11 protein-coding genes are annotated in these 12,357 nt (G+C 62.4%); 6 read left to right on the forward strand and 5 right to left on the reverse strand.

Annotation, left to right across the window (positions count from 1 at the left end; all coding sequences use genetic code 11):
* The first annotated feature begins 68 nt into the window (after positions 1 to 68).
* Positions 69 to 989, forward strand: coding sequence for an iron-sulfur-binding ferredoxin reductase (locus tag ACF8Q6_RS04805; RefSeq protein WP_392490535.1), 921 nt, complete (start codon positions 69 to 71; stop codon positions 987 to 989).
* A 42-nt stretch (positions 990 to 1,031) separates the two neighbouring features.
* Here the strand turns inward: ACF8Q6_RS04805 and ACF8Q6_RS04810 are convergent, their stop codons facing one another.
* Positions 1,032 to 1,760 (reverse strand): phosphatase PAP2 family protein, encoded by a 729-nt coding sequence (locus ACF8Q6_RS04810; protein ID WP_392490534.1) that lies wholly within the window; start codon positions 1,758 to 1,760, stop codon positions 1,032 to 1,034.
* Between the two features lie 183 nt (positions 1,761 to 1,943).
* Between ACF8Q6_RS04810 and colR the strand changes: the two genes are divergently transcribed.
* From colR to ACF8Q6_RS04835, 5 genes are all read left to right on the forward strand, one after another.
* Entirely contained in the window at positions 1,944 to 2,627 is a 684-nt protein-coding gene (gene colR / locus ACF8Q6_RS04815; protein ID WP_003255215.1) for a two-component system response regulator ColR, read from the forward strand.
* Positions 2,617 to 3,927, forward strand: a complete 1,311-nt coding sequence (locus tag ACF8Q6_RS04820) for a sensor histidine kinase (protein WP_392490533.1) — start codon at positions 2,617 to 2,619, stop codon at positions 3,925 to 3,927. The genes colR and ACF8Q6_RS04820 overlap by 11 nt, the downstream gene beginning before the upstream one ends.
* A gap of 107 nt (positions 3,928 to 4,034) precedes the next feature.
* Entirely contained in the window at positions 4,035 to 4,715 is a 681-nt protein-coding gene (locus ACF8Q6_RS04825; RefSeq protein ID WP_010952107.1) for a class I SAM-dependent methyltransferase, read from the forward strand.
* 6 nt (positions 4,716 to 4,721) lie between these two features.
* Positions 4,722 to 5,420, forward strand: a complete 699-nt coding sequence (locus ACF8Q6_RS04830; RefSeq protein WP_004574440.1) for a lipopolysaccharide kinase InaA family protein — start codon at positions 4,722 to 4,724, stop codon at positions 5,418 to 5,420.
* A complete protein-coding gene (locus ACF8Q6_RS04835; RefSeq protein ID WP_014860092.1) occupies positions 5,420 to 5,653 on the forward strand; it encodes a hypothetical protein in 234 nt (77 codons plus the stop codon). Before ACF8Q6_RS04830 ends, ACF8Q6_RS04835 begins: the two co-directional genes overlap by 1 nt.
* A gap of 108 nt (positions 5,654 to 5,761) precedes the next feature.
* Here ACF8Q6_RS04835 and ACF8Q6_RS04840 read toward each other — a convergent pair whose 3' ends face one another.
* From ACF8Q6_RS04840 to ACF8Q6_RS04855, 4 genes are all read right to left on the reverse strand, one after another.
* Complete coding sequence (locus ACF8Q6_RS04840) at positions 5,762 to 8,806, reverse strand: multidrug efflux RND transporter permease subunit (protein ID WP_392498396.1); 3,045 nt, start codon at positions 8,804 to 8,806, stop codon at positions 5,762 to 5,764.
* Positions 8,807 to 8,818: 12 nt separating this feature from the next.
* On the reverse strand, positions 8,819 to 9,967 hold the full coding sequence (locus ACF8Q6_RS04845; RefSeq protein WP_392494196.1) for an efflux RND transporter periplasmic adaptor subunit: 1,149 nt from the start codon (positions 9,965 to 9,967) through the stop codon (positions 8,819 to 8,821).
* Between the two features lie 219 nt (positions 9,968 to 10,186).
* Positions 10,187 to 11,284, reverse strand: coding sequence for a DUF1513 domain-containing protein (locus tag ACF8Q6_RS04850; protein WP_392494197.1), 1,098 nt, complete (start codon positions 11,282 to 11,284; stop codon positions 10,187 to 10,189).
* A 2-nt stretch (positions 11,285 to 11,286) separates the two neighbouring features.
* Positions 11,287 to 12,351: an imelysin family protein gene (locus ACF8Q6_RS04855; RefSeq protein WP_010952113.1), complete on the reverse strand. Its 1,065-nt coding sequence runs from the start codon at positions 12,349 to 12,351 to the stop codon at positions 11,287 to 11,289.
* Between the last annotated feature and the right edge of the window lie 6 nt (positions 12,352 to 12,357).

Here is a 12,357-nt window from a genome sequence, read left to right on the forward strand (position 1 = left end):
GCATCTATTTTGCTGGTGTGCGCTGCTTGGCTTACAGTGAGCCTTGGACAGCAGGAGATGTACCGAACATGCCCGAAATTTGCGTGGGCGAGCGCCGCTGGCTGGTGCCCATTGGCAGCAACCTGCTCGATGCCCTCAACGAGGCGGGGCTCAATGTGCCTTACAGTTGCCGCGCCGGCAGTTGCCACGCCTGCCTGGTGCACTGCCTGGACGGGCAACCGGCAGACGCTTTGCCCGAGGCATTGGCGTTGGAGAAGCACGCCCAGGGCTGGCGCCTAGCTTGCCAGTGCCGGGTGGTCGAGGACCTGCGTGTGGCGTTGTACGACCCCTTGCTGGGTGGTGTCCCGGCGCAGGTCTGTGCGTTGGACTGGTTTGGCGATGTATTGCGTCTGCGGTTGCGCCCTGATCGGGTGGTGCGTTACCAGGCGGGGCAGCACGTGGTGCTGTGGCTAGGCGCGGTTGCTCGGCCTTATTCCTTGGCCAGCCTGCCGGGCGAGGACGATTTTCTCGAGTTTCATATCGATTGCCAGCGGCCTGGTGCCTTTTGCGACAAGGTGCGTGGCCTGCAGGTCGGCGATGAGATGCGTTTGGGGGAGTTCAGAGGCGGAGCCCTTCATTACGACCCTGATTGGCAGGAGCGGCCGCTGTGGTTACTGGCTGCGGGAACCGGGCTGGCGCCACTCTGGGGTATCTTGCGCGAAGCGTTGCGCCGGGGGCATCGGGGCGAAATCCGGGTGGTGCATGTGGCGCGGGATCCGGCTGGGCACTATCTGGCGGAGAAGCTGCTGAAGCTGCCCGGGGTGAGTGTCGAGCTGGTGCTGGTAGAGCATGTGGATGAAGCGTTGGCCGGGATGCGACTGTTGTCGCGCCAGACGGTGGCGCTGCTGTGTGGGGCACCGGCGAGTGTCGAGCGGTTTGCCCGGCGCATGTTCATGGCAGGGGTACCGCGGGGGCAGGTGTTTGCTGATGTGTTCGTCGAGCATGCCTGAGGGTCGCCTTGAAGTGCGAAGGGCCGCAAAGCGGCCCCTCTTTCATGCGGCGCTGCGCTCGGCGACGGGTACCTCGGCCAGCCCCCGCCGGTAGAGAACCAGGTAATACGACCCCAATCCGATCAACCAGCAGAACACTGCCGTCCATACATTGTGTGACAGGAAGTGTGCACCCTGCATCATCCTGCCCACCGACAGTACCGACCCTGCTGTCAAGGCCACTACGAATGCCACCCGCGCCAGGCGCGGCTTGCGATCACGCAGCATGAAGAACAAGGCGAACAGGCAGAACCCGGTCGCTGCATGCCCGCCCGGCCAGCACAGCCCAGGCTTGTCGGTAGGCGGCCGAGGTTCCAGCAGCTTGCTGTAGGTTTCGGTGCCGCCAAACTGGGTCAGGCTCCAAGGGCACTGCACCTGGGTGACTTTTTTCAGCGGCGTGACAAACGCCGTGGACAAGCCCAGTGCCAGCGCCAGGCAGCCCAGTTCACGGCGCCAGCCAAACAGGCGCTTCCAGAAAAAGCTCGCGGCAAAGGTCAGCAGCGATATCACCCCCAACAGGATCACCACTTGCTTGACCCGGTCATGCAGGATGTTTTCCAGCAGGTAACTGTGGCGGCCAATGAACTGCCCGGCAGCGGGGTCGAAGAACAGGTTGGCGACATCCATGTCGACTGAAGTCAGCTCCAGCAGGATCAAGGCCAGCGCAGTCGCCAGGGGAATTCCCAGGTACAGCCAATAGTTGATCGGGCGAGGGCGGGTGCGTTGCTGCATGGCGGCTCCAGGGCGCGAAAAAGATCGGCTATTGTCGGCCGCCCGCTATCCTGTGTCCGTGAAGGATCAGTGAAAAAACCGTCAAGTGCGGTGAATTTTCCCCAGGGCTGGCACCGTGCAGGCATAGGCCTTAAGCTGCGCCTGCCGCGCACCACAGCGAAAAGCGCCGCACAGGAGAAACCGATGCGCATTCTTTTGGTTGAAGACAACCGCGATATCCTGGCCAACCTGGCCGATTACCTGGGCATGAAAGGCTACACCGTCGACTGTGCCCAGGATGGCCTGTCCGGGCTGCATCTGGCTGCCACCGAACATTACGACCTGATCGTACTCGACATCATGCTGCCAGGCATCGATGGCTACACCCTGTGCAAGCGCCTGCGCGAAGATGCCCGCCGTGACACGCCGGTGATCATGCTCACTGCCCGTGACCAGCTGGACGACCGCCTGCAGGGTTTCCGCTCGGGTGCTGACGACTACCTGCTCAAGCCATTTGCCCTGTCGGAGCTGGCGGCGCGCATCGAGGCGGTGCTGCGCCGTGCCCAGGGCGGTGGGCGGCGCACCCTGCAGGTGGCTGACCTGAGCTACGACCTCGATACCCTCGAGGTGACCCGCCAGGGTCGCCTGCTGAAGCTCAACCCGGTCGGCCTCAAGCTGCTGGCGGTACTGATGCAGAAAAGCCCGCACGTACTGCGCCGCGAGGTGCTGGAAGAAGCCTTGTGGGGCGACGACTGCCCCGATAGCGACAGCCTGCGCAGCCATGTGCATCAGCTGCGCCAGGTGATCGACAAACCGTTTGAAAAACCGTTGCTGCATACCGTCCATGGCGTCGGCTATCGCCTCGCCGAGGGCCGCGATGGAGTTTAAGCAAAGCCTTGCCCAGCGCATCATCATCGCCTTTGCCCTGATGAGCGCGCTGGTGGCCGGGGCCTTCGCATTCGGTATCGTTGGCACGGTGCACCTGGTCGAAGAGCGACTGATTTCCTCGGTACTGGGCGGTGACTTGCAGCGCCTGCTGCGTATGGACAGCGTCAGTGACTGGAGTCATCGGCCTCGCCCAGACCAGCTGTTCTATTTCAGCGGCGGGCGTGACGACTTCGAGCTGCCCAAGGACCTGCGGCACCTCGACCGCGGTTTCCACGAGGTGTTCCGAGACCAGCTGTCCTACCACGCCATGGTCGAAATCGTCGATGGTCGCCGTTATGTACTGCTGCAGGACCAGAGCGACTTCGAGGAGCGCGAGCGCGTACTGTTTGCCGTCGTTGTGGTGGGCTTCGTGCTCAGCCTGGTGTTGGCGGTCATCCTTGGCTGGCTGGTTGCACGTCGGGTAATGGCACCGGTCATCCGCCTGGCGCGTCAGGTGCGCCACCGCGATCAACTACTGGGCCTGGCCCCGCCGCTGGCTCCGGATTATGCGGCAGACGAAGTCGGCCAGCTTGCAGTGGCTTTCGACGACACCCTGGGCCGCCTGCGTGATGCGCTGACCCGCGAGCGGCTGTTCACCAGCGACGTCAGCCACGAGCTGCGCACGCCGTTGATGGTGTTGGCGACCTCGTGTGAGCTTCTGATGGAAAACCCCGGCCTCGATGCCCGTGCGCGTAGCCAGGTGGAGCGCGTGGCGCGGGCCACCGAAGAAATGCGCGAGCTGGTCAAGACCTTCCTCATGTTGGCCCGCGCGCAGCGTGATGAGGGGGCAGTGGCGTCACGGGCGACCCTGCGCGAAGTGGCCGACGAGCTCATTGGGGTGTGGCGCGACACCATCGAACAGAAAGGCCTCACCCTGTATTTTGACGGCCGCGTGAGCGCAAGCCCTGTGCTGTACAACGCCACCTTCCTGCAATCGGTGATGGGCAACCTGCTGCGCAATGCGGCGCACTACACCGAAAGTGGGTATATCCGCCTGAGCCTGGAAGCCAACGGTTTCAGCGTAGAGGACAGCGGCGTGGGTATCCCCGAAGAGCAGCGCGAGGCCATGTTCAGGCCGTTCGTGCGGGGCGATGAACGGCGTGGCGAGGGGCTTGGGTTGGGGCTTTCGCTGGTGCAGCGGATCTGCGACGACCAAGGTTGGCGTGTCACCCTGACATCCACCTTGCCGCATGGCTGCCGCTTCCAGGTGGACCTGAGCAACACCGTGGCCAAAGGCGACCCGGACACCTTGGTCGAGTAATGTTTTGTATCAGGTCAAATAGTGCTCAACGTTTTTTTCACATTGGCATGACCTGATTCCAACGCTTGCATGACTAGTGTGGGCGCAATGGAGTCAGGAGATGCCCAATGCGTAGCCCCATCAAGCTTGAATTTTCCGAGAAGTACGACAAAGACCATGCACGCGAGTACTTTCTCAAGCACCAGGACGGCCTGGCGCGACGCCTTTCCCACAAGCGAGATGAGCAGTTGGCGCGCCGCGCCTTGGCATTGGCGGGCGAGCCTGGCCTGGTACTCGACCTGCCATGCGGAGCGGGCCGTTTCTGGCCGCTGTTGGCGGAAAAGCCCAATCGGGTAATCATCGGTGCCGACAACTCCGAGGCCATGATCGAGACAGCCTGTGCGGCGCAACCGCCAGAAGTGGTGGCACGGGTACGGCCTTTGCAGACTTCGGCATTTGCCATCGACCTGCCAGACAACGCCGTGGACAGCATTTTCTGCATGCGCCTGTTCCATCACATTGGCGAGTCGGCGCACAGAAAGACCATTCTTTCGGAATTTCAACGGGTTAGCCGTGATAGCGTGATCCTGTCACTGTGGGTGGATGGCAACTTCAAGGCCTGGCGCCGGAAAAAGCTGGAGCAACGCCGTAGCGCCAAGGCCGAGCAGGATAATTACCAGAACCGTTTCGTGTTACCTGCCGAAACGGTCGAAGAAGAATTCAGGGCCGCCGGCTTCAGAATCCAGGAACGCCTCGACTTCCTGCCGTTCTATGCCATGTGGCGGGTCTATGTATTGCGTAAGGGGTAGTGTTTGATGGCTGTAGCCCATAAAGGGGAAGCGCAGTTCGATTTTTACTGGCGCCAGCAAGGCGAGTGGGTCGAGGAGCCTAACCAGCGCCGCGGCGGCGAGAGTGGCGTGCAACGCCTTAACGATGCCGATGGCAAGCTGTTGTATGCCAAACGCCAGGTCGGGCATATCTACCGCAGCCTGTTGCACCCTTTTGGTCGGCCGACCGTGTTGCGTGAACTCGATGCGCTGAACAGTTTCGAGCAGTTGGGCGTGCGTGTACCGCGCATCGTCTTCTGTGGCGCACAGCGTGATGCCGAGCACCAGTGGCGCGCGCTGCTGGTCAGCGAAGCGCTGGACGGTTTTGTCGAACTCGACACCTGGCATGCCGAAGGTGCCCGCGAGCGTTACCCGCAGGTGGTGCATGAGCGCATGCTCAAGGACCTGGCGGACAACCTGGCGCGGATGCACCTAGGGCACTGGCAGCATGGCTGCCTGTACGGCAAGCACGTATTCATCAAGGTAATCGGCGAGGGCGAGCAGGCTCGCGTCGAAGTGGCGCTGCTGGACCTGGAAAAGTGCAGGCGGCGTATCAGCTGCCAGCGTGCGGCTGGCAATGACTTGCGTCAGCTACGCCGCCATTCGTCGCTCAATGACGCGGAATGGCAGACACTGCTCTACTTTTACAAGATGGCGTTTGGCAGCGCTGTCAAAGGGTTAGAGTAATGAAACTAGAAATTGCTCGAGCTTTGTTCCTGGTAGCTGGCCTGGCGGTGACCACCGTGGCGGTGGCTGCCTGGGAAGAGCCGAGGCCAACGGTGTTCAGCAAGGCTGAGATGGCAGACCAGTGCGCGTTGCCGCGGGATGCAAAACCGCAGCAGCAGGCACGAAGCGAGCCGGACCAGGACCTTTTGCTGTTCCTGTTTGGCTTGCGTCAAGGGTTGCGGCCACCGGGATGAACCCTGCGTTAGCTGGAAAAGCCAGAGGCCTCGCGATTGCGGGGCCTTTGGCTTTTTGCATCTGCGTTGCCGGCCTCTTCGCGGGCAAGCCCGCCCCCACAGGTCGGTTCAAGCGATTGCAGGTGCCTTGGCGCTCGCCTTGTGCGCCAGCAGGGTGTAGATGCACGGCAACACAAACAAGGTAAACAGCGTGCCAATCGACATCCCGGTGGCAATCACCATACCGATGTCAAACCGGCTGACCGCTCCCGCCCCGCTTGCCAGAATCAGCGGCACCATGCCGAACACCATCGCCGCGGTGGTCATCAGCACCGGCCGCAGGCGAATGGCCGCTGCTTCCTCGATTGCTTCGCGCACACTCAGGCCACGCTCATCGCGTAGCTGATTGGCGAACTCGACGATCAGGATTCCGTGCTTGCTGATAAGCCCGATCAATGTCACCAGCCCGACCTGGGTGTAGATGTTCATGCTCGACACACCCAGGAACAGCGGCAAAAGCGCGCCACAGATGGACAACGGCACTGTCACCAGAATCACCAACGGGTCGCGGAAGCTTTCGAACTGTGCAGCCAGCACGAGGAAAATGATCGCCAGCGCCAGGCCGAAGGTGACCCACAATGCGCTGCCTTCCTGCACATACTGGCGGGCCACGCCGGCGTAGTCGAAGGCAAAGCCCTCTGGGGCCTCTTCGCGAGCGATGTCCTGCACGGTCTTCAGTGCCTCGCCCAGGCTGACCATGGGGACGCCCTGGATGATCGCAGCGTTCAGTTGCTGGAACTGGTTGAGCTGGCGTGGGCGAGCGCGGTCGGTGAGGGTGATCAGGGTCGACAGCGGCAACAACTGGCCCTGCTCGTTCTTCACGTAGTAATTGTTCAGCCAGCCGGGGTTGTCGCGGTAAGGCCGTTCAACCTGGGCGATCACCTTGTAACTGCGACCTTCAAGGGTGAAGCGGTTGATTTCCGCCTCGCCCAGCAGGGTCGCCAGGGTGCCGCCGAGGGTGTCCATCGACACCCCCATCTGCGCCGCCTTTGCCCGGTCGATGTCCACCACCACTTCGGGCTTGTCGAAGGCAAGATCGATATCGAGGAAGGCGAACTTGCCCGATGCCTGAGCGCGTGTCTTGATGCGCTGGGCCACGTCCAGCAGTGCCGGGTAGTCGCCAGCGGTATTGATCACAAACTGGAATGGCAAGCCCTCGCCAGTGCCGGGCAACGACGGCAGGTTGAAGCCGAAGATCTGCAGCCCGCTGATTTCCTCGAGTTTGGCCTGTACCAGCGGCAGTAGCTCCATCTGTGTGCGTTCGCGCTCGTTCCAGGGCTTGAGCAAAAAACCACCGATACCGGTCTGCACGCCGTTGAAGCCGTTGATCTGAAACGACGAGTAATACTCGGGGAAGGCCTTGAACAGCGGTGTGAACTGGTCGGTGTAGGCGTTGAGGTAGTCGAGGTTGGCCGGTTGAGGCGAGCTGCTCATCATGAAAATCACCCCCTGGTCCTCATTGGGCGCCAGTTCGTTCTGGGTGAATTTGAGCAGCACCGGGATCAGGCACAGGATGATCACGGCAAACACCAGCACCACCGGCCGGCTGTCGAGGGTGGCGTGCAGCACGCGCTGGTAGCGCCCTTTCAGGCGTTCGAACAGCTGGTCGAGGCGGTGGGCCAGGCCGCTCGGGTTCTGCTCCCGGCGCAGCAGCAGGGCGCACATCATCGGTGACAGGGTCAGGGCAACGATACCGGAAATGACCACCGCCCCGGCCAGCGTCAGGGCAAATTCCTTGAACAGCGCGCCGGTGAGCCCGGTGAGAAAGCCGATCGGTGCATACACGGCGGCAAGGGTGATGGTCATGGACACCACTGGCATGGCAATTTCGCGCGCGCCTTCCAGGGCTGCGTCGAACGGCGACTTGCCTTCTTCCATGTGCCGGTGAATGTTTTCCACCACCACAATGGCATCGTCCACCACCAGGCCGATGGCCAGCACCATGGCGAGCAAGGTCAGCAGGTTGAGCGAGTAGCCCATCATCTGCATGAAGAACAGTACACCGATCATCGACAGCGGTATGGTCACCACCGGAATCAGTACCGAGCGCAGGGCACCGAGGAACAGGAACACCACCACGATGACGATCAGCACCGCTTCGCCCAGGGTCTTGATCACTTCGTCGATCGAGGCCTGGATGAACCGCGTGGCGTCGTAGGCAATCGACACTTTCAATGCCGACGGCAGCTGGCTTTCCAGCTCAGGCATGATGCGCCGCACTTCCTTAATGACATCCAGTGGGTTGGCGGCCGGGGTGGCCTTGATGCCGATATAGACCGACGGGGTGCCGTCGAACGAGCTGACCGTGTCGTAGTTTTCTGCGCCCATCTCGACCCGCGCCACATCGCCCAGCAGCACGCGGCTGTCACCGCTGGTCTTGAGCGGAAGGGCGGCGAACGCCTCGGCCGACTTCAGCTCGGTGCTGGCGTTGACGCTGGTGACCACGTATTCGCCTTTCACCTCGCCAGCAGCGGAAAGGAAGTTGTAGCGGCGTACGGCATTGGTCACGTCGGTAGCCGAAAGGCCGAAACCGGCCAGCTTCACCGGGTCCAGCCAAAGGCGCATGGCGAACACCTGGTTGCCGAGGATCTCCGCCTCGGCCATGCCCGGCAAAGTGGCCAGCTTGGGCTGGATAACCCGTGACAGGTAGTCGGTGATCTGCGGGTTGCTCATTTCCTTGCTGTAGAAGCTGACGTACATCAGCGCCGAGGCGTCGGCAGCTTCCTTGCTCAGTACCGGGTCTTCTGAGTCCTGGGGAAGCTTGTTACGCACCTCATTGGCCTTGGCCAGCAGCTCGGTGAACAGCCGGTCGCTGTCGGCGCCAACGCGCGCGTAAATGGAAATGATCGAGAAGTTCTGCCGGCTCACCGAGGTCATGTAGTCGATGCCTTCGGCGCTGGCCAGGCTTTGCTGCAATGGCTGGGTGATATAGCCCTGAATGGTTTCGGCGTTGGCCCCGGGGTAGGCGGTAGTGACCGTGATCAGGGCGTTTTCCATTTGCGGGTACTGGCGGATCTGCAGCTTGTTCCAGGCCTGGAAGCCGAGCAGCAGAATCAGCAGGCTGACCACGCTGGCCAGCACCGGGCGGCGGATGAACGGGTCGGTGAACGCCATGCCAGCCTCCTGTCAGTCCTTGGCCGCTGCGCCCGGTTCGGGCTTGAGGGCGTTGTCCTGGCCAATGCGTATCGCGGCACCGGGTGTGAGTTTCAGCTGCCCGGCGGTGACCACCTGTTCCCCGGCCTGCAGGCCTTCGCTGACTACGACCACGCCGTCCCGGCGCTCGCCAGTTTTTACCGTGCGCTGTTCGGCGACCAGCTGGGGTTGGCCCTTGTCGTCGTATTCCGGCTTGCCGTCCTTGTCCTTTTTCGGTGAGGCGACATACACCGAGTTGCCATACAGGGTGTAGGTAATGGCGCTTTCCGGCACCACCACTTGCGGTTGCGGGTTGGGCAGCAGGATCAACAGGCTGGCGAACATGCCTGGCAGCAGTTTGCCATCGGGGTTGGCCAGGGTGGCGCGTATCAGCAGGTTGCGCGTGGCTTCCTCGACCTTGGGGTTGATGGCGCTGAGGCTGCCGGGGAAGCGCTGACCCGGGTAGGCGGCCACTTGCACCAGCACCTGCTGGCCCAGGCGTAGTTGTGGCAGGGCCTGTTCCGGCACATTGAAGTCTACGTACAGGCTGGACGTGTCTTGCAGGGTGGCGATCACAGTGCCGGCGGCCAGGTACTGGCCGATGTCCACCTGGCGGATGCCGATGGTGCCGCTGAAAGGTGCATTGATGCGTTTCTTGATCTTCTGCGCCTTAAGCTGCTCGACCACTGCCTGGTTGCGCCGGTACTGGGAGGAAAGGCGGTCGAACTCGCCGCGGGAGATGGCCGAATCGCCCACCAGCTGGCTGCCACGGCCGAAGTCGACCTTGGCTAGGCCCAGGTCGGCCAGGGCGGTACCGAGCAGGGCTGTTTCCTGATCGTCGTTGAGCTGCAAGAGCAGTTGCCCGGCCTTGACCTGCTGGCCTGAGTCGAAGTGCAGGGATTTGACGATGCCTTCCACCTCCAGGCTCAGATCCACGCCCTGCAGCGCCTTAAGGCTGCCGACAGCGGGCAGGCGCTCTTGCCACGGGCGCTGTTCAGCCATGGCAGCCGCCACGGTGATAGGGGGCTTGGGGGCAGTGAACATCTGGATCTGCTGGTAGATCGAGAAGGCTTTGTAACCCCCCAGGGCCAGCACGATCAGCAGAACCACGGCCAACATGATGAGCATGCGGCGGCGCAGCATAGGTCCGGTTCCTTGGATGCAGTTGTTATTCGCTTCTACACGACAACGGGCGATCCTGCCCACGTGTGGATGGGGGAAGTATTGACTGTTTTTCCGGAGGTGGGGGGGTGAAATGCCTGTGCCGGCCTTTTCGCGGCTAAAGCCGCTCCTACAGGGACTGTGTAGAACCCTGTGGGATCGGCTTTAGCTGCGAGAAGGCCAGTGAGTGCAACAGAATAATCAGACGAGATGCAGGTGGTTGTCCCAGAAGCCGGACGGCAGGTTCATCGGTTGCCCGACCAGTTCGGTCTTGCGGCAATCGTAGAACCGGCAGCGGCCCTGCCCGGAGGTGACGACAAAGCCGTCCTTCACCGCGCCAACGCCTGCGCAGTCGGGCATCGGGGCATCCAGCCGCACCGCGCCGCTGTCCAGGTCCCAGACGAACAGGCGGTTGGCCCGCGGTGCCGTCAGCGCCACCAGCCGCAGCTCGCTGTGGATGGCAACGCTTGCGGTGTATTGGGCCATGGCTTGCAGTTGCCGCTCTGGCACCGGGAAGGCCTTGAATGGCTCGCCCGGGCGCTTGATCGCCAGCAGCTCGGCAGTTTCATCGGCATCGCCCATGAACTGCTGGCAGGCGGCGATGGTACCATCGCTGGCCACTGCCAGGTGTCGCACGCTGTTCATCTGCTGGGTCAGGGTTTCCTTGCTCAGCAGGGTGCCGTCGCGCTGCATCAGCACCAGGCTCGGTTGCATGGCGTCGAGGTTCATCTCGACACGGCTTTCGGCTTCGGTACGGATACCGCCGTTGGCCACGACCAGCGTTTCACCGTCAGGCAGCCAGGCAACCTCGTGCGGGCCGATACCGTGGGTCGGGATCTCACCGGTGTGCACCAGGCGTTCGCCTTCGAAACGGTACACGCCAAGTACGCCGCGCCCGGGGTCGGTGGTGTCGTTCTCGGTGGCATACAGCCATTCGCCACCTTTGTGTACGACGGCGTGGCCATAGAAGTGCCGGTTCGGCTGCGAGGTTACTGTTTGCAGCAGGCGCCCGTCACGCAGGTCGATCAGGTAGCTTTCGGTGCCTGGGCGGCGGGCGACGAACAGGGCGATGGGCAGCTCAGGGTGGTGGATGATGGCATGGCAACGCTGAGCGACCTGGGTGCTGAACACCTGTGTGCCGTCCAGGCGAAAACCTACGGCAAAGTGCTGGCCGTTGCCGTTGTCACGCGCCGAGAGCAGCAAGGGTTCGCTGCCTTTGTTGCGGAACAGGCTCCAGCCGCCCAAGGTGAGGGCACTGAGCAATACGCTACCGAGTTTGAGTGCCTGGCGTCGCAGCATGATCAGTCACCGTCGTTGGCATTGAAGCCCAGCTGGATGTTCAGCGCCTTGGCCAGATCGCCTTCGTGCAGGCGGTGGACGACGTTCAAGCTGTCGTAGATCTGGTTGAGGGTTTGTTGACCGGCGTCGTCGGCCAGCAGCTCACCCAGCGTTTTCTGGTTATCGGCCAGCAACTTGAGCGAGGTTGCGTAGGCAGCGTCGATCTTGTCCGCCAGCGCTTTCTGATCGCTGGGCAGCAGGCCGCGCAGGCCCTGGTTGTCTACCCCGACCCAGACGGCTTCGGCGGCCTTGAGGCTGGCCTGTAGGCTGTTCATCGAGTTGTGGCTGCGCCAGGCCTCGGCCTGCAGCGGCTGCGGGATGCCCTTGCTCTGACGGCCCATCGGTGCGCCGAGCTTCTTCTTCAGGGTGTCCAGGGCGGTCACCTGGGCGCGCAGCAGATCGGCGATAGCCTCGTGGGAGTCGGCGTAGCGCTGGTTGGGGAACTTGGTCATCTGCGAAAGCATGCCGTCGGTGCTGTTCCAGCCTTTGAGAATCTCCTCTGCCAGGGCTTTCTGGTGTGCGCCGATGGCCACCAGCAGCGGGCAGTAGCGGGCTTTCTGTTCGGCAGTGGCGATGTCCGGCTTGCTGTCGAACAGGATGTACTCATAGGCCGACAAGCCACGTACCACTACGCTGGACTTGCCCAAAGCCTCAGCATCAACCGGCTTGTCGCCGTTGACCAACTGCTCGACCTGACGGCCGACCAGGTTTTTCTTGTCAGGCCAGAATTGGACCTGCCAGGCGCGGTTGCCTTCAGCCAACGGGCCGACCAGTAGCGGTTGCAGCTCGGCCCAGGCTTTTTGTGCATTGAGGAAGTCGGCGCGGGCTTTGTCCAGGCTTTCCTTGCCTTCGCAATAGGCCAGGGCACTGGCAGCCAGCGTACGGTCGGCTTCGACCCAGCGGCTGTAGGTAGGCAGGATCACCTGGTTGGCGATGGCGGCGGAGGTCACTGCTTGCGGGTCTTGTGGCGAGCAGGCACCGAGGGCGAGTGCGGCGAGGCTGGTGAACAACAGTTTGGGTCGGAACATGCCCGG

It is taken from the genome of Pseudomonas sp. GLN_2 (assembly GCF_043106005.1).
GTDB lineage: Bacteria > Pseudomonadota > Gammaproteobacteria > Pseudomonadales > Pseudomonadaceae > Aquipseudomonas > Aquipseudomonas alloputida.